Genomic DNA, 21,158 nt, shown 5'->3' on the forward strand with positions numbered 1-21,158 from the left:
TTGTCATGAATGACTTCACCGTCTTACTGGCTCGTCGATACGTCGCCGAGCGCTGCCCAGTCCTTGATCGCGGTGGCGAACGCCTCGGTGCCCGTCGCTCCCTTCTGCATCGTCAGCAGCGCGCGGCGGCCGTTGCGGTAGGTGACAGGAATGTCGATCCAGTCGCGGGTAGCGAGCAGGTCGAGATTCGACTTGCGCGCATCCGGGTAGTCGTTGAGCGCGATCATGTGGAAGTCGTCGGTGATCTTGGCTGGTACGGCGATCAGCTGATCGCCACGATCCTGCTCCGTCCGCTTCATCGAGATGCGCTGGACGCTTTCGATCGCGCCACCTTCGAAATTGGCAGGCAGCGAGAAGACGATCTCCACGATATGGCTGGCCGGCAGCGACGGATCTCCGTTGCGCTTGAACGTCACCTGAGCGGAGAGATTACGTTCCGGCACGGTCACGATGCCCTGCACGGTCGATTCCTGCTTGCCGTTTTCGCCGGCCTCATGCTGGACGCTCCAGACCACCGAACCCTGGATCGCGGTCGGCGAGCTCTGGCCAATGCGTTCCTCGTACAGGAACATCTTTTCGCTGGCGCCGGTCGGCGTCGCGGCGGCCGGAACGGCTTCACCGGATACGGCAGGCGTGGTTGCCGGAGGAACGGCTTCGTTGGCAGGCGTGGACGCTGGCGCGGACGTGCTTGCGGCGACGTTCTGCTGCGCGACCGACTTGCCTTCCGCCGTCGGCGTTCCCGGAACGGCGGCAGGGCCGCTGTCGACCTCGGTACCATCGGCCATGAGCCGCTGGTTGAACTTGTTGCTGACGGAGGAGCCGTCGAGAGCCGCGACTTCCTTGTTTTCCTCGGCCGGCTTGGCGACATCAGCATCCGTGGATGCGGCTGGCGTCTGTGCCTGCGGCGTTGCCGGCGTCTGCTGACCGTTGGAGGCCGTGTGCGACGGCGCGGCGCTCACCAGGCCCTTGACCATCTCGGTCAAAGCATCCTGGTTGGTCCAGGCTGCATAGGCCCCGCCGCCGATGACGCCGAGCGCGACCAGCGAGCCGATGATGGCGCCGAGACCGAAGCGACGACGCTTCGGCTCCATGCGGAAGTTCTTGCCTTCGAACTTCGACGAAATGTCGTTTCCGAGGCTGGCCGGCGGAATGCCGTCATTATCGTCGTTGGCGGCAGCCGTGCGGTTGTCGTAGCCGCGCAGCGCGGTAACTTCGCGCCAATCGTCGCTGTCATCAGCCGCAACAGGCGCTGCTGCTTTGGGGGTGCCGTGAACCTCGGACATGAGGTCGCTGTCGTCGAAGACGGCTCTAGCCGGCACCTTCGCGGTATTGTCGATAGCGGGCAGATCGTCGAAGGCCGCGGCTTCCCATGAAAAGGCTTCGTTGGCAGCCGGCATCTTCGAAGTCGTCTGCGCCTGCTCGAGGCCGGCGATTGCGTCTTCGAAAGCGCGCGCCGCCTTGTCCGTCGGCGTTACCGGCGCAGCTTCGGAAAACTGCCGCAGCTCTTCGAGCGCCCAGTCGGTTTCCGGAGCGCGTTCGGCTGGAGCCGGCGCGTCGGCGGCAGGCTCGTTCCAGACGGGGTCGAAATGACCGGCGGCATCCGCATGCAGCGGCTCCGCCTGGCTGTGGTCAACGAATTCCGCCGGAGCCTCGACACTGAAGACGGGCTCGACCAGGCGGTTGTTAAGATCGTAATCCCTAGCCGCCGGCTCGGAAACGGGTTCGAAAGTGGGCTCCTCGAATGCCGGTTCCTGATGGATCGGCTCGTCGCGAACAGGCTCCTCATGAATAGGCTCTTCGTGGAAGCTTTGCACGGGCTCGACCGCCGGAGCTTCGGTCTCGAAAAGCGGCTCTTCGCGGCCATGCTGGTCGACGTGCACGATTTCTTCGGGATGTTCCGCCTGCCACTGCTCGGCAGGGTGAACTTCCTCTTCGGCGGCGGGTTCTTCCTCCGCCTTCCACGGCTCGTGCTGCTCTGCAGGCTGCTCGGGCTCTACAAATGCCGGCTCTTCATGATGATGGGAGACGGGCTCCTCGTAGTGAGGTGCGGCAGGCTCTTCCTGCGCGGCTACCGGCTCTTCGTGAACGGGCGCGGGCTCTTCAGCCTCGGTCGGCTGTTCCTCGGCGACCGTCTCTTCGGTCGGTGGCTCCTCGACCGCGGCCTCGGGCACCGGGATCGCAAGCGGCGGCGATACGCCGGCGGCGTCCGCCGTTTCCTCGGCCGGCCCCGCTTCCGCGTGTTCGGCCTCGACTTCACGAATGGCGGCTTCGAGCTTGTCCAGCTGCCGCAGCAGCATGGCTTCAGGCGGACGCGGCTTCATGTTCTCGAGCTGCCGCTGAACAGCACCGCGAGCACGCTCGTAGACCTTCACCCGCATCTCGGGAGTATTCTCGGTCAGGCCATCAACTGCCCGCCGGATAACTGCGATAAAATCCGCCATTCGTACTTTCTCAAAAAGCGTGATTCGGACTCATAATCCGAACCACGAATAATGACCGCAGACCTTAGTCCTCAAACGGATCGGTCACAAGTATGGTGTCGTCTCGCTCCGGACTTGTAGACAGGAGAGCGACGGGAGCGCCGATCAGTTCCTCGATCTGGCGCACATACTTGATGGCCTGGGCCGGCAGATCGGCCCAGCTGCGCGCGCCGACCGTCGATTCCTTCCAGCCGTCGAGCGTGATGTAGACAGGCTCCACGCGAGCCTGGGCAGCCTGGCTCGCCGGAAGATAATCGATTTCCTTGCCGTCGAGCTTGTAGGCCACGCAGATCTTCAGTTCGTCGAGGCCATCGAGCACATCGAGCTTGGTGAGCGCGATACCCGTGATGCCCGAGGTCTTTACCGTCTGGCGGACCAGAACGGAATCGAACCAGCCGCAGCGGCGCGGACGACCCGTGTTGACGCCGACTTCGCGGCCGACGGTCGAAAGATGCTTGCCGACTTCATCGTCCAGCTCGCACGGGAACGGACCTTCACCGACGCGGGTCGTGTAAGCCTTGGTGATGCCGAGGACGTAGCCAATCGCCGTCGGGCCGAGACCCGAACCGGCGGCGGCCTGACCCGCAACCGTGTTCGACGAGGTGACGAAGGGATAGGTGCCGTGGTCGTTGTCGAGCAGCGCGCCCTGCGCGCCTTCGAACAGGATGCGGGCGCCGGCCTTGCGCTGATCGTCGAGGATACGCCAGACCTGGTCGACATAGGGCAGAACCTGGTCGGCGACGTCGTTCAGTTCCTTCTCGAGCGATTCCACCGAAATCTCCGGCAGGTCGAGGCCGCGGCGCAGCGCATTGTGGTGCGTCAGAAGACGGTCGATCTTGGCCGGCAGCGCTTCCTTGTCTGCAAGGTCGATGGCGCGGATCGCGCGGCGGCCGACCTTGTCTTCATAGGCCGGGCCGATGCCGCGGCGGGTGGTGCCGATCTTGGTGCCGCTGTTGGAGGCGGCATCTTCACGGAAGCCATCGAGATCGCGATGCAGGGACAGGATCAAAGGCGCGTTGTCGGCGATGCGCAGAACCTCGGGCGATACGTTGACGCCCTGGGCACGCAGCTTCTCGACTTCAGCAACGAAATGGTGCGGATCGACGACGACGCCATTGCCGATGACGCTGAGCTTGCCGCGCACCAGACCCGAAGGCAGCAGGGCGAGCTTGTAGCTGACACCATCGATAACCAGCGTATGGCCGGCATTGTGCCCGCCCTGATAGCGTACGATCACATCTGCGCGTTCCGAAAGCCAATCGACAATCTTGCCCTTGCCTTCGTCACCCCATTGCGAACCGACTACGACTACGTTCGTCATTCAACGTCTTCCTGTTAAAGGCGGATTTAACCGCACCTTGCTCAAACCCGCGCATCTATAAAACTTTGTTTTCGGGAAAGCGACCCTGTATTGCCCGCCAAATAGGCTTTTTACGTGACAAAACAGCCCCCCGCACGCTATTGCCCGATCACATAGAGCCTTGAGACCGCGACTGCGGACGTCTGAAAGAATCGCCAGTGCAAGCCATCGCCTACATCTGCCTGACGATTGCTGCGCTCTGCTGGGGCGGCAACACGGTGGCGGGCAAGCTGGCGCTGGGGCATGTGAGCCCGATGACGCTCACCCTTCTGCGCTGGTTCCTGGCAACGGCGCTGATCGCCGCGATTTCCGTACCGCAGCTGAAACGCGACTGGCCGGTCGTGCGCAAGAATCTGCCGCTGCTCTTCTTCTATGGCGTCGTCGGCTACACCTTGTTCAACGCTATCCTCTATTCCGCCGTCCAATACACCACGGCGATCAACGTGGCGATCGAGCAGGCCGGCATTCCGATGCTGATCTTCCTCTTGAACTTCGTCTTCTTCCGGACCGGCGTTTCCGTCGCCCAGATCGCCGGCTTCGCCATGACGCTCGCCGGCGTGGCGCTGACAGCCGCGCACGGCGATCTCGCCACCCTGCTCCAGCTCGATCTCAACCGCGGCGACGCGTTGATGCTGATCGCCGTCGTCGCCTATTCCGTATACACCATCTTCCTACGCTGGCGGCCGCCACTCGACTGGCGCACCCTGATGGCAATCCCCGCACTTGGCGCCATGCTGAGTGCGATCCCGCTGATGATCTGGGAAGTCTCGCGCGGCAACGCGCAGCTTCCCGACGGCGAAGGCTGGATCATCGCCTTCTACACGGCGATCTTCGCGTCGCTGCTGGCACAGGTCTTCTATATCAAGGGTGTGATCACGATCGGCGCCAACCGGGCCGGGCTTTTCATCAACCTGGTGCCGGTCTTCGGGACCCTGTTGTCCGTGGCGCTGCTCGGCGAGCAATTGCAGCTTTTCCACATCATCGCGCTCGCCCTGGCGCTCGGCGGCATCGCCATCGCCGAAAAGGGCCGGCCGAAAACGCCCGCCCCGGCGGCGAACTAACCCAATTCCAGCGTCGTCACGCCAAAGACGTTTTTCAGCGGCACCGACGGCGCGTCACCCCGATACATGCGGGCGGTCTCGAACACCGGCTCCAGCCCCATCTCCTCGGCCAGACTCATCGCCGCCTTGTTCTCGACCGGAATGTCGATGAACACGGGCGCGCCTTTGGCTTCCGGCGCCAATGTCGACAACACGGCGGCGGCGCTATCGGCGTCCTGCGCGAAGAGCGGGCCGATCTTGTAACCCTCGTAGCAGCGGCGGATTGTGCCATAGCCGCGGATCTTGCCGCTCTTGCGGACCAGCGCCGTGCGGCGATCCTTGCGCGTCGCGCACCAGGAAGCCACGAAAGCCGGGCGCGGGGCCGGAAAGATCGTGGCATCATACCGCTGCAGCCCGTCCAGCTTGTCGGTCACCACTTGCGCGGCCAGCGTCGACGACGGCACCGACGAGATCACACCGCCGTAGCGAACCGTCCTGTAAGCCTCTTCGAAGCCCGCCTTGCGATAATTGTCCTGCTGGGCGGTGACGCCATCGAGGCCGATGCTGCGGCCTTCCGCGGAGGAGAGCCCCTTCTCCCAAATCGCCTTGCCGTAGCCTTTCCCGCGAAAATCCGGGTGGACGATGTAGAGGCCGAGAAAGGCGAAGTCGTCGCCATATTTGACGACGGAGATCGAACCGACAGGCACTTCGCCGACCGCGCCGACGAAAAAGCCCGACGGGTCGGCGTCGTGAAAGGCAAGCGAATCGTCGAGCCCGGGATTCCACCCTTCCTGACGTGCCCATTCGAGCACTAGCTCCAACTCACCGGGTCGCATCGGGCGAACGGCAAAATCCGAATTCATACAGATTTCCTAATCAAGAACCGCCGCGAGTATACGCCGACGAAAAAAAGAAAGTCTATCGGTCACGACAGCGCAACCGAAGCCGAAAGACATGTTCTTGGCGGGCAATGATCTGCATCGATCATCACGATACAAGACCTGGCGACGTCAGGGCCGGAATCGCGGAACTATAGTGCTTCAATTTCGAGAAAATTACTTAACACACCATGAAGAATCGCGGTTCGATGACGGCGTCGTGACCGCCCTTGCGTCACAACTTTCCCCGCCGTGCATCCCCGTGCCTTCAGGTCGAATTAGGATCAAGCTCCCAATTCACTGGAGACACCGTCATGCTTCTTGGCTTCAGCCTCGCCATCACGCAGCCAGCTCGACACCGGCCATCCCTACCAAGACCGATCGCCGCCTTCGGAGACAGCCTGACGGCCGGCACCGGCGCGTCCGGCCCCGCGCATGTTTACCCCGCCCTCGCCGCGACCCTCTTTCCCATGCCGAGAATGATCGCCAATCGCGGCATCGGCGGCCAGACATCCACGCAGATCGCCGTTCGCCAAGGTGGCCTGCCGCTCAAGCTCGCGATCCTTGGAGAAGCGCCCCGCAATTTGTTCCCGCGCACGCGCGACTGGCAGACCACCTTCGAAACAGACACCGTCAACGGCCTCACCCATGAGCTTGTCGGAACCGGCATCGCCGACGACGGCCTCCCATACGGCGATGTCCGCATCCACGGCGTGGCGACGGCATCCTTCACCGACATAGCGCGGCAACCCTATGGCGCGCTTGCAGCCAATTACGAAGTCACGTCGGGAACAAGCTGGACGATCACCGGCGACATCCAGAAGATCGCCGGCTCCCTGACCGGCGTGATCGGCTTCAACCTGCCGCTCATCCAGTCGAACGAACTCGGCGCTTATCTCGACGAAATCGCCTCGCCGAGCCTGCCGCTGGACGGCGCACGCCACCGGGTCAGCGCCACCGGCATCGCAAGCCATCCTTTCATCCGCTCGACCTTCGTGCTGAATGTCGCCACGGGCGCGGCAATCGATATCACGTTACGCATCTTCCCCGGCCAGCTCGAGGCCGGAGAGACAACGACCGCCCTGCAACTGACACCACCCGATAGCTTCATTCCCGCCTATCATCCAGAACAGTCTCAAACGTTCGAATTTGCCGATGACAGCGACGGCTGGTCGGCGCGCGTCCAGGACGGGCACATGACGCCTGTTCACCTGCACGACGGCATGCTCATCGTGGAGAACGACGACGGTGGCGTTCTGCGGGGTTGCGAATATGCGATGACCGCCATCCCCAACGGCAAGATCATCCACCTCGCCTTCGATCTCCAATTTTTGTCCGGGACCGGCCAGGTTCACGTCGGCGGACTGCAAGCCCCGGGCGGCAGCTGGGCAACGACGGCGACCGACGGCAACCCGACCTGGGTCCTCGATCATGGCGGCCACCACGAACTGGTGCTGAAAAGCGGCAACGACGAATTCGCCAACCTCACCTGCAGCGCCATCACCTTCGTGACGAGCGGCTCGCCGCTGACGTTTTCGCTCGACAACATCGTCATCCAATGGGGCGACGATAGCCCTCAGGTACCGGTAACATACCGATCGGTCGACATCCTCACGGTCTCGGGCGCACATAGCGGCAACGCCGAGGGCAGCCTGTCCGGCATCGCGGGCATGATCGCCACCGATGCTGTCGGCCAATGGACCTTCACCAGACACGCTACCGGCGACGCCGTCCCGGTCCCCTACGCGAGTGAGTTCGCTCTCGACGACGCCCTCTCGCTTCGCCGCGCCATCCACTGGATATGGGCGGGCCGCAACAATGCGGAGGACAAAGCCACCGTTCTCGCCGATATCGCCGCCATGGCCGCCTACGCGGCCGGCGGCCGCTATCTCATCGGCTCTGTCCTGCCCGCCGCCACCGATACGCCTGCCGCCCTGCAATCCATCACCGCGCTGAACACGGAACTCGCAGCATCACACGCCGGTCGATACGTCGATCTCCTCTCCGTGCTCCACGCCGCCGGCGACGGCACAACGGAAGACAGCGCCGACATCGCCACCGGTCTCGTTCCGAGATCGCTGCGCGCCGATGCCGTCCACCTCAACGACCGGGGTTATGCCATCGTCGCGGCGGCATGGGCCGAGGCAACGCTGGCTAGGGGATGGTGAAGCGCGCTCTTTTGCGGAGCAATCGCGCGGGATTGCCGGCATGGACACTCCAGGCCGGCAGCGTCGTAAAGGCAACGCCACGCGCGCCGAGCACCGCACCCTCCTCGATTACCACGCCCGGGCCGACGAAAGCGTCCGCCGCAACCCAGGCATTCGCGCCGATGGTGATCGGCGCCGCCTCAAGCTGGAAGCTCGGCTCGTCGATCCGGTGCGTTCCTGTGCACAGATGCGCGCCTTGCGAGATGATCGCATTCCTGCGGATGCGGATCGGCGCGACGCAGTAACAGATGACGCGCGGCCCGATCAGCGTGTTCTGCTCCATCACAAGGTTCGGCGGATACCAGATCTTCGCCGAGCCGTGCACGCGGGCATTGCGCGCAAGCCGCGCCCCGAAGAGCCGCAGCAGTAGTGCCCGCCAGCGATGGAACGGCGGCGGCGTCCAGGCGGCGAACAATGTCCATGCGACCGCCCATACCGCCCGCAACGCCCGATGCCGCAGCGAAAAGCTTGGGCCGCCCGTCAGCGACCCGCTCTCGGCTGCGTCGAGTATGCCGAATTCGCCTGGCTCCATTACGCCCCCGCCCCCTCGGCCGGCAAATATGCCCGTCGGTCCTCCTGCCTGCGCATCCGCCCCAACGCCATCGCCACGAAGACCTGGCAGACGAACAGCGGCAGCACTGCACCAACAGGGCCGCGCAGCAGAATAGGCAGCGACGAGCCGATGACGAAATGCAGGACGGGCAGACCAAAGAAGGTGCCCGCATCGGATTTCAGCGCTAACCGAAGCAGTAGAGACGTAAGAACGCCACCGAGAGCGACCCCAACGAAACCGAAATCCATGTAGAAATCGCAGCCGAGAAAGAAGGACAGGTTCGGCGTCCCGTACATACCCGCCGCAAACAGCTGGTTGCCGATGTCGAGCCCGCCAACAATGGGTTTTCCGGGCCAGAGCGCGCGCGGCACGAAGAACAGCAGCACGGCCGCCAGCTTCTCGCCCCACAGGAAATCCTGCCCCTCCATGAAGCGGACCGCATGCACCGCCGTATCGAAAACATCGATCGAGGGAATGTCGAACAGGTTGTCGACGAAGGAGATGCCGGACAGGTCCTGCAATCCCTCGATACCCGATCGCGTGGTAATGTTGAGGATGGGAAACAGGATCGTCAGCGCCAGCAGGCAAGCGACGTGAAACTTGGCCGCCGACAGCCGGTCGCACGCCAGCGCCAGGAGAGCCGGTGCCCAGACCGCCAGCAGCACGAAGCGCGGCGCATTGAAGGGATTTCTTGCCACACCGAGTAAGACCAATGCGACAAACAACGCGCCGAAACAGGCAAGCTTGTGGCGCGACGCCGCAAAGGAAGCCGCGATCAGACACGCGGTCACCGATTGCGCGGCAAGGAACAGCATGCTCGCAATGAAGCTTTGGGCTGGATCCTGCTCCAGCCGCGGCGACAGCAGCCGCTCCAGCCCACCCTCGGATGCCGAAAACAACGCGAATGCAACGACATTGCCGATCAGCAGAAGCAGACCGGGTCCGGCACTTCCCGCGAGACCGTCCTCCTTGCGTTGCATTGGCACGAACAGGAACGGCAGGGTGAATATCAGTACGATCAGCATCGCGATGACAAACTCCCACCGCTCATAGGCATAGGCGGTAATAGCCGTCACGCCGCCGATCCTGTCTCCGTGCAATCGCTGCAGCGGCGAGAGTACGAAGTATATAAACAGGCAGAACCAGAACATGTCCCCGACCTGGAACCGGGGAGACGTCAATCGTGACAGTCCGATTAGCACGAGGATCAGCATCGGCAGTGTCAGGAGCACCACGAACGCTCCATCCGCAAACGGCAGGTTGAGAAGATAGAGCCCGAGCACCGTGCCGAGTCTGATCATGAACTCACCGCCAAGACCGGGAAACGCGCAGATCGTCGAAAGACGATAGCCCACACCATCACGACAACCACGCCATGCGTTACGACTTCAGCCAGTGCCAGGCCAGCGAGGCCCCAAGCCCACCCGAACAGCGAACTCGCCGCAAACCCCGCCAACATGGCGGCGCCGGCAGCCCAGGCAACCACCCGATAGCGCCCCAATGCCTGCCCGGCCTGCGACAGCGTCTGCGAGATGGCCCCGGTGAAGACACCGACGGAAAACAGCGCCACGACCAAGGCCGCCTCGGCAGCCGGACCATCCAGCAAAACCGCCATCAGGTAACCGGCTCCAAGCATCGCGAGAGACAGGAGAAAAGCCAGCCAACTCGCCAGCCGCTGCGTCCGAAACAATCGGCCTACCTCGCGTTCACCACCGCGCAACTCCCGGACCAACTGCGGAAAATGCGCCCGCCGAATGAACTCGAGCACCTGTGAAAAGGCGACCGTGATCTGCCGGCCATAAAGAAAGATGGCTGTGGTCAGTTCGCCTAGAAACAATGAGCAGACCAATATCTGGAAGCGAAAGGAAACTTGCCCGGGCACGACGGCTAGAAGTACGCCCATTCCCTCCCGCGCGAAAAATGCCGCCTCGCTCAACTTGATCCGCGCAGGCACTGGCGCATGTCCGAGCCTTCGCAGGATCGCGATTTGCAAGGCAATGGTGAGCATCGCCCCGAGAGACAGGGCCGCACCGAGCACCGTGCCTGCCATGCCGCGCGGCTGATCTGCGACAAACAGCAAGGCGAGCGCCGGAACGGCGTAGATCGGCACGCCCGTCAGCCCGCTCAATCCACCGAGCGCCAGACCATCAAGTACCCCAGCCGCGTTGAACGCCCAGATGAAGAGCGCGGGCAGCACCGACAGCAGGTAGGCGCAGTCAAACACATCATTGCTCAGCGCGACATAGCTCAGCGCCGCCAGAGAAACTCCGGCCGCCACGCAGAACCGGAACAGACTGGCGTGCCAGTAGCACTGCCCGATCACGGCGGCTCGCTGGTCGGCATCGGCCAACGCAATCCGCCTCGCGATCGTCGTTACGGCCCCGCAGTCGACGAGCATCAGAGCCAGAATGGTGAAGGAAAATGACACTCCAAAATGCGTGAGGAGCACAAATGCTCCTTGCCCGACCAGCCATGTCTGCGCGAGAAACAGAGACCCTTGTCCGATGCCGAAGCTGGCGACCAGCAGCGCGGCATTCCCGGTCGCCGGGATCCCGCCGCGAACCCTTGCGTTCCATCGCCCGGATCCGACGAACCTCATGCGGCCTTCCGCAGCAATTGACCCTCGACCCACGCATAGGTCTTCTCCAGCCCTTCGACGAGGCCCCGCGATGGCCGCCAGCCTAGCACCTGTTCCACCAGGCGGTTATCGGAATTGCGCCCGCGCACACCCAGCGGCCCGGTGACATGACGCTTGTGCAGCCGCTTGCCGGCGATGACGCAGACCATGTCGACCAGTTGGTTGATCGTCACCATCTCGTCGGAACCGATATTCACTGGCCCTTCGAAATCGGATCGCATCAACAGCAACGTCCCCTCGATGCATTCGTCGATGTAGAGAAACGACCGCGTCTGCTCGCCATCGCCCCAAATCTCGATCTCGCCGCCATTCGGTGTCATCGCGACCTTCCGGCAGATGGCCGCCGGCGCCTTCTCCCGTCCGCCATCCCAGGTTCCGGAAGGGCCAAAGACATTGTGGTACCGCGCGATGCGGTTCCGCATGCCGTAATTACGATTATAGGAGAGGAAGAGCCGTTCGGAAAACAGCTTCTCCCAGCCATATTCGCTATCCGGCGCGGCGGGATAGGCGGAGGCTTCCGCGCAGTTGGGATTATCGGGATCGATTTGGTTGTGGGCCGGATAGATGCAGGCCGATGACGAATAGAACAGCCGCCCCACCTGCCGCTCACGGCACAGATCGGCAAGATTGAGATTGATCATCGCCGAGTTGTGCACGATATCGGCATCGTGTTCGCCGCTGAAGATGTAGCCGGCGCCGCCCATGTCGGCGGCCAACTGATAGACCTCGTCGAAGGCGCCATCGACCGCCTGCTCGCAGACGTCGCGCCTCCTGAGATCGCCGACGATGAATTCGTCCGCCTCGCTCGGCTCGTACTCAGGCAGCTTCAGATCGACGCCACGGACGCGAAAACCTTCACGCTTCAGATGTCGAACGAGGTGGCTGCCGATGAAGCCTCCGGCACCACAGACAAGAGCAGTCTTCCCCAGCACGTCACGCCCCCCAGCGTTAGATTGCTTGCAACTCCAATGATCGCAGATTTCCGAATATGCCCTCGAAACGGTCGGTGATCCGGTCGATGTCGAAATTCCGCTCCGCATAGGCGCGCCCGTTTGCGCCAAGACGATTCCGTAACGCCTCATCACCCACGAGCTGTCTAAGATCGGCGAGGAACTGCTCCCCGTCTCCAGGCTCCGAGACCAACCCCGCCCGTTCCCGCTCCAGAATCCGCCGCGCAAGATTACCGGCAGGAATTGATCCGAGCACGGGTTTGCCATGGCTAAGATAAGTCAGCACCTTCGACGGCACGGAATAGACACCGGCGTCCTTCTCGATCATCGCGACCATTATGTCCGCGCCACCGAGCACACGCGGCAAATCCGAAAACGGAACCCAAGGCTTCACATGCAGATTCGAAAGCCCTTCGGCAGCCGCACGTCGTGCCAACTCCTCCGCGACGCGCCCCTCCGAGAGCACATCGACCTCGACCGGCAGGCTCGCCGCTGCCGCCAGCAAGATGCCCGGATCGTGCTTGTAGCCCAGCGTGCCGGCATAGACCGCCCGAACGGGACGTGCATCGATCTTGCGGGCAATCGCAGGCATCGATGGGCCAAGGGGCGCCCAGTTCTCGACAACGCTTACGCGCTGGCGCCGGACACCGTTGCGCCTGAGGATCGGCAGGAAATCCTCGGTAATCGCGACGACGTGATCACTGCTTCGCAAGAGCTCGAATTCCAGTCGCTGATAGCGTGCCGCGATAACGGCCCCAACGACGGGAAGCTTGCGAGCCAGGATGCGGCTGATGGCTTCGCTGTATATGTCCTGAAGCCAGAAAACGAACAGCGATCCGCACGCCCGCGCGGCCTTGACTATCTCTGCCTGCGCGTCGAGCGGCGCATTGGCGGAGAGAACGATGGCCGGATGAAACTTGGCAACCATCGCCGCGACACGGCGACCAATCTCGACCTCCTGCGATCGGCGCTTGAGAAAGCCATTCTTCTCGAATGCCTCGTCCAGCCTGATGCCAACGATCTCAAGTCCAATTGGATCATCGGCTCGCCTGCTCAGTTCACCCTTTGGCGTCTGGAAGCTGGCGGAATGGACATGCAGGACCTCATAGCCCCTACCGGCGAGCGAGCGGGAGAGCTGGACCTGAAACGGATGACCGGAATAGTCATGAACAAGTATGCGCTTCCCAATGACCATGCCTTATCTCAGACAGATGGAGGAAAACCAGTATCGTGACTCATAATAATTAGCTTCGGCAGACAGGCGCGGCCGGCGTCAGCAATAAAATACTTAGGTTGTATTTATGAATTAACTAAACCTTTATAAAAATATCAACTTTGTCAAGGCCTATTCTATTCTGATCGCGGAGATTGCAACCAAGCGCGCCGATCCGATATGGGAACACGCTCGCACTCTGGGGTGTCATCCGGCCTTTGTAGGTTCCAGGCTGAAGTCGAACCACGCTCGACGATCTTGCCGGTTGAGCACGGCGACCACGGGCGCTCCGTTCTTCAGACTTCCTCTCAGGCCCGATAGAGCCTTGCGCGCGGCGCTTTGCGGCGTGCTTGCCCAACGAACCACGAACAGAACGGCATCGCAGAGCCGCGCGAGATAGAGCGCATCGACAGCGGTCTCGATCGGCGGCGTGTCGATAATGATATAGTCGAAATGCTGCCGCGCGCGTTCGAGCAGCGTATTGACCTTGGGGTTCATGAGCAGATCATCTGTCGGAAATTCCGCCGGACGGGCACCGAGTATGACGGAAAGGCTCGTCGCGCTGTCGGTCACCACCATGTTGGCGAGCCCGGGGTCCGGCTGGCCGCGCAGCAGGTTGACGAAGGCGGGCATCGGTTCACGGTCGACATGGCGATGAATGCTCGGTTTGCGGAGATCGCAATCGATAAGCAGCGTACGCCGCCCGGCAAGCGCATATGTGCGGGCTAGGGCCGTAGCCAGCGTCGATTTCCCCTCACCCGGCAACGCGGACGATACCATGATCACGATACCTTCCCCACTGTCGGAGGCCGTCCGCATAAGCGCTTGATCGATCGATGCACGAATCCTGCGGATGGATTCCGAAAATACCGAAAGCGGCGCCGATACGATCGCGTCGGAGAGCCCGCGTCCGTGCGGCTTTCCAAGTTCGCTGCCGCTCTGTTCCGGCGCGACCGAGGCCAGCGGAGCGCCAAGGACCGCCCCCACCTGATCCTCGCTCGTAAACCCGCCGACGAAGAACTCGCGCAGGAGTGCTGCGCCCATGCCTGCAAACAGAGCCAGCAATGCAAGGACAAAGAGCATAAGCCCCTTGCGGGGATAGGACGGATCGATCGGAGCGAGCGCTTGGGAGATGATCCTGCTGTCCGCCATCTGGAGACTGGCCTGCGCCTCGAAATCCTGCAATCGGGCAAGCATGGTCTGGTATTGCGTGCGCGCGATTTGCGCGGCCTGCTGCAGGCTGTAGAACTGTGTCAGCGTCTCCGACGCCACGTCGCCACCGCCGTTTGCATCGGTCACAAAGCGACCGAACCGTGCGTCTGCGAGACGGAGTTCCGTCCCCCGGTCAACGTTCGCGGCCGCCGTCAGATCGCCGTGCTTCGCAAGAAAAAGATCGAGCCCCTTTTCGTTGTCGAGCAAGATACCTTTTGCCGCCTCGACCTGAAGCTGCAGACTGTTGCGCGCGGCAACCGTACTGGCGACCTTGGCATCGACCTGTTTTCTGATGTAGACGTCAGTGACAAGGTTTGCGAGCCGCGCCGCCTTGCTGGGATCCTCGGATGTCACGCCTATGGTGATCAGGTAGGTCAGCCCTTCGCGACGAACCCGCAGCGCATCCCTGAAAGTCGCAAGCACCTTGCCTTGCGCCACATCGGCGCTCCGCATCGTCACCTCGCCCCAGCTGAACACGCTGATCAGTCGGGACAGGAAAGCTTCGCGCGGCCCGAATTCGGGATCCGCGACCAGATCGCTGGCGCGGATCGCATCAATCAGGACGGCGTCGGATTGGACGATCCGGACTTCTCCCTCCACCCGCGAATTGTCCGTGATCCCGCTTGCCGAGGCGGCCTCGGGATCAAGAAGGTTTTTGTTGCTGGTATCGACGAGAACAAGCGCTTGCGCGGTAAAACGCGGCGTCAGCAGGAAGACGACTGTAACGCCCGAGAGAAAAACGATCAGCGCGGTCGCGACAATGATCCGTAGTTGCCGGCGGACGAGCCCGAGAAGCATTCGAAGATCGGTAACCTCGTTCATACGAATGCGAACCCCGAATATCTAAAACCAATACCCGCTCAGCCCTGTTAACGAAACACTTACCATAAAATGCTCCAGCTACAACCAGTGATCATTCCCCTGGTTAATTTCGCTCCGGTCGCACATTTGGCGGACCGCCATCAAGCGATGGAGGTCCGCCACTGTTGGATCAACGGTAGGCTGCGAACAGGCTCTGGATCGCATCGACCTCGTTCGGCCGGATTTCATGGCCGCCCGAATGCCACTCGGTCGATACCGACGATTTCTCCGTCGTGAAGTAATCGGCCAGGGCCTGCGTCAGGGCCGGCGGGCAGATCGGGTCGCGCTCGCCCGCCGTGATCAGGATCCTGCGCCCGGCAAGAGCGGGATTTGCCTGCGGCTTGAACGGGATCAACGGATGCAGCAGCGCCGACGCGTCGAACAGTCCCTTCTCGATCAGCACATTGGCGAGAATATTCGCACCATTGGAAAATCCGAGGCCGAGGATACTGGACGCCTCATATTCGGCCGCCATGGCCTGGACGAAGCCCGCCATCTTCTCGGTCGCACGCGCCAGGTCCGCCATGTCGTAGACACCCTCGCCCGTGCGCTTGAAGAAGCGTGCCGCACCATATTCCGACACATCGCCGCGCGGCGATACGATCGTGGCTTCGGGCAAGAGGCGGCGCGCGAAGTCGAAGAACTGGTTCTCGTCGCCGCCCGTTCCATGCAGGGTAAAGACGATAGGCTTGCCGGGTGCACCGGCCTGCAGCCGGTGCACATATTGATTGTCGATCATGTCAATTCTCCTGACTTACCCTTCCAGCGGCAGCAGATGCTGTTCGAGCAGCCCGCGCAGATGCTGGTGTTGTTCCGGCAGCTTCAGTGCTTCGCCGAGATGCGCCGTATCCTCGTCGCGGTCGAAGCCGGGCTCGTTGGTCGCGATCTCGAACAGCACGCCGCCCGGCGTGCGGAAATAGATCGCCCAGAAGTAGTCGCGGTCGATAACGGGCGTCACCTGGTAGCCGGTGTCCATCAGCGCCTTGCGAACCTCGATCTGCTTGGCACGGTTCTCGACGGCGAATGCGACGTGGTGCACGGAGCCGGCGCCCGGCAGCGCGCGAGAAATGTTCGGCATCGTCTCGAGGTCGATCAGATGCGCGCCATTGCCGCCAGGAATTGTCATCCGCTTCACGCCGTCGCGTTCTTCCTGCACTTCGTAGCCCATGAACTTCAGGAGTTCCGACGTCGCGCCGTCGTCGCGCAGCCGCATGGCGACCGAGTGGAAGCCACGGATCGCGTGATCCTCGCTGATGCCACCCTGCGTCCACGGAAGACGGGCGTCGTCCTTGACCTCGACAAGCGCGAAGCCGTCGCCATCCGGACCGGCGAAATTCAGGCGCCTCTCGCCGAACGTCTCCTCGGCCTTGATGCCGGTGACGCCGAGCTTGCCGAGACGATCGCTCCAGAAGCCGCTCGAACCCTGCGGGATCGAGAACACCGTGGTGCCCACCTCGCCGGTACCCGGGCGGCCCTGCGCCATCTTCGGGAACGGGAAGTAGGTCATGATGGTGCCGGGCGCGCCGGTCTCGTCACCATAATAGAGGTGGTAGACATCGGGCGCGTCGAAGTTGACGGTCTTCTTGACGCGGCGCAGACCAAGCGTGTTGGTGAAGAAGTGGTTGTTGGTGCGGGCATCCTCCGCCATCGACGTGACGTGATGCAGACCCTTGATTTGATCGATCATTTCAGACCCCTTTCTTGGCCGTCTTGCGGGCTTCGGATGGGTGATAGATGATCCCTTCGATGCCTCGGGAATAGCCCCGACGACCGGAACGCATTGTCTCCCTTTAGTGAACGACATGGAATGCTCGTTCACACGGAAGGGCTTAGGTCGCCGATGGATCGGTCGGCAACTGCCAGTCTATCGGCGCCCGGCCATGTTCGGCCAGAAACGCATTGGCCTTGGAAAAATGCTTCGAGCCGAAGAAGCCGTTATGCGCCGAAAGCGGCGACGGATGCGGCGCCTTGAGCACGAGGTGGCGCGATGTATCGACAAAGGCGGCCTTGCGCTGCGCATAGGCACCCCAGAGCATGAAGACGACGGCGTCGCACTCGTCATTGACCTTGCGGATGACGGCGTCGGTGAACCGCTCCCAGCCCTTGCCCTGATGCGAGGCGGCCTGCGCCTCCTCCACCGTCAGCACGCTATTCAGCAACAGCACGCCCTGCCGCGCCCAGTGCTCCAGAAATCCGTGCCGTGCCGGCGCGATTCCGAGATCGCTCTGCATTTCCTTGTAGATGTTGACGAGCGAGGGCGGAATGCGGACGCCTGGTCGAACGCTGAAGCACAGGCCATGCGCCTGGCCAAGACCGTGATAGGGATCCTGGCCGAGGATCACGACCTTCACATCCTCGAGCGGCGTCAGATCCAGCGCCCGGAAATACTCCGAGCCCTTGGGAAAGATGCGCTTGCCGCTTTCCTTCTGCGCCACCAGAAAGGCTTTCAGCTGCTGCATGTAAGAGTTTTCGAACTCCCCGGCGAGAGCGGCCTTCCAGCTCTCCTCGATCGATATCGTCTGCTCGGTCATCTTTACTTCCCGGGTTGCCGACAAAACAGCGGCCTACCTAAAAAGGCGAATTCGCGGACATTTTAGTCGTCGCTGCCTGTCAAAATTTACGTTCCTCTCGTAAATTGCGTTTAAATCGCTGGCGAATTCAAGCGTATCGGGGGACTTATCCGGAATGAAGTTTGGCACGAGCGGGCTGCGCGGCCTCTCCGAGGACCTGAAAGGCAGGGCGTCCGCGCTCTATGCCACCGCCTTCGGCCGCCACCTTCTTGAGAGCGGCTTGGCGAAACGCGGCGACCACATCCTTGTCGGCCGTGACTTTCGCGATTCCAGCCCGGATATCGCGGCCAACTGCACCGATGCCCTCACACGCCTCGGTTTCCGTTTGATCGACTGCGGCACGCTCCCGACGCCGGCGCTCGCCTTGTACGGCCTGGAGCAGAAAGCCGCCTGCCTGATGGTCACCGGCTCCCATATCCCGGCCGACCGCAACGGCATCAAATTCTACCGGCCCGACGGCGAAATCGACAAGGCGGACGAAGCCGCGATCACGGGCACGGCTGCCGAGATCGATCATGCCGGCTTCGCCTTCACGCCGTCGCACACAAAGGCCGATGACAAATCCGCCGAATGCCGGGCGCTGTTCTTCGATCGCAACGCCGGTGTGCTGCATGCGGATGCGCTGAGCGGTCTGACGATCGGCGTCTACCAGCACAGCACCGTCGCCCGCGACCTGCTCGTCGATCTGTTGGAGCACTACGGCGCCGACGTCGTGCCCTTCGAGCGCTCGGAAACTTTCATCCCCGTTGACACCGAAGCGGTCTCCGACGAAACGATCGCCAAGCTCCGGAAACACGCCAGGCAGTCAAAGCTGGATGCGATCGTCTCCGCCGACGGCGATGGCGACCGTCCGCTGGTCAGCGACGAAACCGGCACGCCCCTGCGCGGCGACCTGCTCGGGCTGATCACCTCAAGCTTCCTCGGCGCCAAGACGGTCGTCACCCCTGTCACCTCGAACTCAGGCATCGAGGCTGCAGGCCACTTCGGCGTGATCCGTACGCGCGTGGGCTCGCCCTTCGTGATCTCGGGCATGGAAGAGGCGCTCGCATCGGGTGAAGAGCGCGTCGCTGGCTTCGAGGCCAATGGCGGCCTGCTGACGGCCAGCGATTTCGTCATCGAGGGACACACGCTCCGCGCGCTGCCGACGCGCGATTGCTTCCTGCCGATACTGGCCGTTCTGTCGCTCGCCGCGTCGAGAAAGCAGCCGCTGTCCGCAATCGCTGCATCCTACCATCTGCCCGTGGCGGCCGCCGACCGGCTGGAGAACTTTCCGGTGGAAACCAGCACCCGACTAATGGCCTATTTGCGCGAGAGCGCCGACAATCTCGCAGCGTTCCTGCAGCCGATCGGCGAGGTTGCCGACACCAGCGACATCGACGGCCTCAGGATAACTTTGAGCGACAACAGCGTCATCCACTTCCGCCCCTCCGGCAACGCCCCCGAAATGCGATGCTACGTCGAGGCCGAAACCGAAACCGCCGCGGCAAATCTGCTGCAGGCCGGCCTCGAGCGTATCCGCGCCTGGGCTGGAACCCATTGATATTAAAAAGACCATCCAAGGACACCCGATGACACAGAAGATCGTTCCCGTGATCATGGCAGGCGGCAAGGGCACCCGCCTCTGGCCGCTGTCGCGTTCCGCCGCGCCCAAGCAGTTCATCCGCTTCATCGGCGACACGACGCTGTTCCAGGAAACCTTGCTGCGCGTGTCCGACAAGGCACTCTACGAACCTGCGATCGTCATCACCAACGAGGAGTTCCGCTTCCTCGTCGCCGAGCAGGCCCGCGAACTCGACATCGGACTGGCCTCCATCCTGCTGGAGCCGATGGCCCGCAACACAGCGGCCGCCGTTGCCGCTGCCGGCGCGTTGGTGCGCGACCGCTTCGGCGAAAACACGATCATGCACGTTCTCGCCTCCGACCACGAGATCGACGCCGACGAGGTCTATTTCGACGCGGTGCGCACCGCCATCGCGGCCGCCTCCGAGGGCAAGCTCGTCACCTTCGGCATCAAGCCGACAGAGCCGGCCACCGGCTACGGCTACATCGAGGGCGGAGAAGCGCTGCCGAGCGGCGCGCTGTCGGTCAAGCGCTTCATCGAGAAGCCGCCGCTGACCGAGGCGGAAAAGATGCTGGCATCGGGTGGCTTCTACTGGAACTCCGGCATGTTCATGTTCCCGGTCGCCAAGCTGCTCAGCGAAATGACGACCTATGCGCCCGCCGTGCTGAAAGCCGCCGGCGATGCCATCGCCCGTGGCGTCAAGGATCTTGATTTCATCCGGCTAGACAAGGCAGCCTTCGCGGAAAGCCCCGACATTTCTATCGACTACGCGATCATGGAAAAGACCCGCAACGCCGCGGTCGTCCCCTCGCCGTTCAAGTGGTCCGACCTCGGTAGCTGGGATGCGATCTGGAAGAGCGGCGCCAGTGACGCCGAGGGCAATGTGGCGGCTGCCAACACCACGCTGGTCAACACCCGAAACTCGCTCGTCATGACGCATGGCGTGCATCTTGCCGTGCACGGCATGGACGATGTGGCCGTCGTCGCCAGCGAGGACGCCGTCTATGTCGGCCGCCTGCAGGACAGCCAGGAAGTCGGCGCCATCGTCAAGATGCTCGCCGCCAAATCCGCCACCGCGAAGCTGACGGAAACCCACCCGACCTCCTACCGCCCATGGGGCGGCTACACCTCGATCTTCAACGGCGACCGCTTCCAGGTGAAGCGCATCTTCGTAACCCCGGGCAAGAAGCTGTCGCTGCAGAAGCATCACCACCGCTCCGAGCACTGGATCGTCGTCAAGGGAACCGCCGAGGTGACGATCGGCGAGAACGTCCAGATGCTGCGCGAAAACGAATCCGTCTACATCCCGCTCGGCGAAGTCCACCGCCTCGCCAATCCAGGAAAGATCCTGCTGGAGCTGATCGAGGTACAGACCGGTTCCTATCTCGGCGAGGACGACATCATCCGCATCGTCGACGAATTCGGGCGTAACTGATCCGCCTCTCCTGTCTTGAACTTGTAGACCTTGGGCTTTAACACGGGTCGCAGCATGGCCGTCCGGCGGTGCTGCGATTGTCGTTTCAGGGAATGGATCCATGCGTATTGTGATGATTGGCTCGGGCTATGTCGGTCTGGTCTCGGGGGCCTGCCTTGCCGATTTCGGCCATCACGTCACCTGCGTCGACAAGTCGGCAG

The 21,158-nt window shown here is 62.5% G+C and carries 17 protein-coding genes; 5 read left to right on the plus strand and 12 right to left on the minus strand.

Going from position 1 to position 21,158, the window contains the following annotated elements; all coding sequences use genetic code 11:
- Nucleotides 1-23: 23 nt before the first annotated feature.
- Nucleotides 24-2,441 (minus strand): hypothetical protein, encoded by a 2,418-nt coding sequence (locus QTL95_RS09195; protein WP_289719687.1) that lies wholly within the window; start codon nucleotides 2,439-2,441, stop codon nucleotides 24-26.
- A 64-nt stretch (nucleotides 2,442-2,505) separates the two neighbouring features.
- Complete coding sequence (locus QTL95_RS09200; protein ID WP_289719688.1) at nucleotides 2,506-3,801, minus strand: adenylosuccinate synthase; 1,296 nt, start codon at nucleotides 3,799-3,801, stop codon at nucleotides 2,506-2,508.
- Between the two features lie 197 nt (nucleotides 3,802-3,998).
- Here QTL95_RS09200 and QTL95_RS09205 point away from each other — a divergent pair, with 197 nt between their 5' ends.
- Nucleotides 3,999-4,901, plus strand: a complete 903-nt coding sequence (locus QTL95_RS09205) for a DMT family transporter (RefSeq protein ID WP_289719689.1) — start codon at nucleotides 3,999-4,001, stop codon at nucleotides 4,899-4,901.
- Here QTL95_RS09205 and QTL95_RS09210 read toward each other — a convergent pair.
- Nucleotides 4,898-5,743, minus strand: a complete 846-nt coding sequence (locus tag QTL95_RS09210; RefSeq protein WP_289719690.1) for a GNAT family N-acetyltransferase — start codon at nucleotides 5,741-5,743, stop codon at nucleotides 4,898-4,900. The two genes, QTL95_RS09205 and QTL95_RS09210, sit on opposite strands and share 4 nt — an antisense overlap.
- 329 nt (nucleotides 5,744-6,072) lie before the next feature.
- Between QTL95_RS09210 and QTL95_RS09215 the strand changes: the two genes are divergently transcribed.
- Nucleotides 6,073-7,926: an SGNH/GDSL hydrolase family protein gene (locus QTL95_RS09215; RefSeq protein WP_289719691.1), complete on the plus strand. Its 1,854-nt coding sequence runs from the start codon at nucleotides 6,073-6,075 to the stop codon at nucleotides 7,924-7,926.
- On the opposite strand, the gene QTL95_RS09220 is transcribed toward QTL95_RS09215, so the two are convergent.
- The 9 genes from QTL95_RS09220 to ung form a co-directional block, all read right to left on the minus strand.
- Nucleotides 7,913-8,497, minus strand: coding sequence for a DapH/DapD/GlmU-related protein (locus QTL95_RS09220; RefSeq protein ID WP_289719692.1), 585 nt, complete (start codon nucleotides 8,495-8,497; stop codon nucleotides 7,913-7,915). The two genes, QTL95_RS09215 and QTL95_RS09220, sit on opposite strands and share 14 nt — an antisense overlap.
- Nucleotides 8,497-9,819: a hypothetical protein gene (locus QTL95_RS09225; RefSeq protein WP_289719693.1), complete on the minus strand. Its 1,323-nt coding sequence runs from the start codon at nucleotides 9,817-9,819 to the stop codon at nucleotides 8,497-8,499. Before QTL95_RS09225 ends, QTL95_RS09220 begins: the two co-directional genes overlap by 1 nt.
- The gene (locus QTL95_RS09230) at nucleotides 9,816-11,117 is read right to left on the minus strand and encodes a hypothetical protein (RefSeq protein ID WP_289719694.1); all 1,302 of its coding nucleotides are present in this window, start codon (nucleotides 11,115-11,117) and stop codon (nucleotides 9,816-9,818) included. The genes QTL95_RS09225 and QTL95_RS09230 overlap by 4 nt, the downstream gene beginning before the upstream one ends.
- A complete protein-coding gene (locus QTL95_RS09235; protein ID WP_289719695.1) occupies nucleotides 11,114-12,088 on the minus strand; it encodes an NAD-dependent epimerase/dehydratase family protein in 975 nt (324 codons plus the stop codon). The genes QTL95_RS09230 and QTL95_RS09235 overlap by 4 nt, the downstream gene beginning before the upstream one ends.
- 16 nt (nucleotides 12,089-12,104) lie before the next feature.
- Nucleotides 12,105-13,301, minus strand: a complete 1,197-nt coding sequence (locus QTL95_RS09240) for a glycosyltransferase family 4 protein (protein WP_289719696.1) — start codon at nucleotides 13,299-13,301, stop codon at nucleotides 12,105-12,107.
- 225 nt (nucleotides 13,302-13,526) lie between these two features.
- The gene (locus QTL95_RS09245; RefSeq protein WP_289719697.1) at nucleotides 13,527-15,353 is read right to left on the minus strand and encodes a Wzz/FepE/Etk N-terminal domain-containing protein; all 1,827 of its coding nucleotides are present in this window, start codon (nucleotides 15,351-15,353) and stop codon (nucleotides 13,527-13,529) included.
- A gap of 169 nt (nucleotides 15,354-15,522) precedes the next feature.
- The gene (locus tag QTL95_RS09250; RefSeq protein WP_289719698.1) at nucleotides 15,523-16,131 is read right to left on the minus strand and encodes an alpha/beta hydrolase; all 609 of its coding nucleotides are present in this window, start codon (nucleotides 16,129-16,131) and stop codon (nucleotides 15,523-15,525) included.
- Between the two features lie 15 nt (nucleotides 16,132-16,146).
- Nucleotides 16,147-17,079 (minus strand): VOC family protein, encoded by a 933-nt coding sequence (locus QTL95_RS09255; protein WP_289719699.1) that lies wholly within the window; start codon nucleotides 17,077-17,079, stop codon nucleotides 16,147-16,149.
- A 142-nt stretch (nucleotides 17,080-17,221) separates the two neighbouring features.
- Entirely contained in the window at nucleotides 17,222-17,923 is a 702-nt protein-coding gene (ung, locus tag QTL95_RS09260; protein WP_289719700.1) for a uracil-DNA glycosylase, read from the minus strand.
- A 154-nt stretch (nucleotides 17,924-18,077) separates the two neighbouring features.
- Between ung and QTL95_RS09265 the strand changes: the two genes are divergently transcribed.
- The 3 genes from QTL95_RS09265 to QTL95_RS09275 form a co-directional block, all read left to right on the plus strand.
- On the plus strand, nucleotides 18,078-19,502 hold the full coding sequence (locus tag QTL95_RS09265) for a phosphomannomutase (protein WP_289719701.1): 1,425 nt from the start codon (nucleotides 18,078-18,080) through the stop codon (nucleotides 19,500-19,502).
- 28 nt (nucleotides 19,503-19,530) lie between these two features.
- Nucleotides 19,531-20,958, plus strand: coding sequence for a mannose-1-phosphate guanylyltransferase/mannose-6-phosphate isomerase (locus QTL95_RS09270; protein WP_289719702.1), 1,428 nt, complete (start codon nucleotides 19,531-19,533; stop codon nucleotides 20,956-20,958).
- 100 nt (nucleotides 20,959-21,058) lie between these two features.
- A partial coding sequence (locus QTL95_RS09275) for an NAD-binding protein (RefSeq protein ID WP_289718816.1) occupies nucleotides 21,059-21,158 on the plus strand: 100 nt, incomplete at its 3' end.

The sequence above is a fragment of the Rhizobium sp. S152 genome, from assembly GCF_030380735.1.
Taxonomy (GTDB): Bacteria; Pseudomonadota; Alphaproteobacteria; order Rhizobiales; family Rhizobiaceae; genus Rhizobium.

Coding starts and splice junctions, on each gene's coding strand:
- QTL95_RS09250 (WP_289719698.1), bottom strand. CDS start 16,131: ATGATCGACAATCAATATGTGCACCGGCTGCAGGCCGGTGCACCCGGC.
- ung (WP_289719700.1), bottom strand. CDS start 17,923: ATGACCGAGCAGACGATATCGATCGAGGAGAGCTGGAAGGCCGCTCTC.
- QTL95_RS09200 (WP_289719688.1), bottom strand. CDS start 3,801: ATGACGAACGTAGTCGTAGTCGGTTCGCAATGGGGTGACGAAGGCAAG.
- QTL95_RS09270 (WP_289719702.1), top strand. CDS start 19,531: ATGACACAGAAGATCGTTCCCGTGATCATGGCAGGCGGCAAGGGCACC.
- QTL95_RS09230 (WP_289719694.1), bottom strand. CDS start 11,117: ATGAGGTTCGTCGGATCCGGGCGATGGAACGCAAGGGTTCGCGGCGGG.
- QTL95_RS09265 (WP_289719701.1), top strand. CDS start 18,078: ATGAAGTTTGGCACGAGCGGGCTGCGCGGCCTCTCCGAGGACCTGAAA.
- QTL95_RS09245 (WP_289719697.1), bottom strand. CDS start 15,353: ATGAACGAGGTTACCGATCTTCGAATGCTTCTCGGGCTCGTCCGCCGG.
- QTL95_RS09215 (WP_289719691.1), top strand. CDS start 6,073: ATGCTTCTTGGCTTCAGCCTCGCCATCACGCAGCCAGCTCGACACCGG.
- QTL95_RS09225 (WP_289719693.1), bottom strand. CDS start 9,819: ATGATCAGACTCGGCACGGTGCTCGGGCTCTATCTTCTCAACCTGCCG.
- QTL95_RS09220 (WP_289719692.1), bottom strand. CDS start 8,497: ATGGAGCCAGGCGAATTCGGCATACTCGACGCAGCCGAGAGCGGGTCG.
- QTL95_RS09195 (WP_289719687.1), bottom strand. CDS start 2,441: ATGGCGGATTTTATCGCAGTTATCCGGCGGGCAGTTGATGGCCTGACC.
- QTL95_RS09240 (WP_289719696.1), bottom strand. CDS start 13,301: ATGGTCATTGGGAAGCGCATACTTGTTCATGACTATTCCGGTCATCCG.
- QTL95_RS09210 (WP_289719690.1), bottom strand. CDS start 5,743: ATGAATTCGGATTTTGCCGTTCGCCCGATGCGACCCGGTGAGTTGGAG.
- QTL95_RS09255 (WP_289719699.1), bottom strand. CDS start 17,079: ATGATCGATCAAATCAAGGGTCTGCATCACGTCACGTCGATGGCGGAG.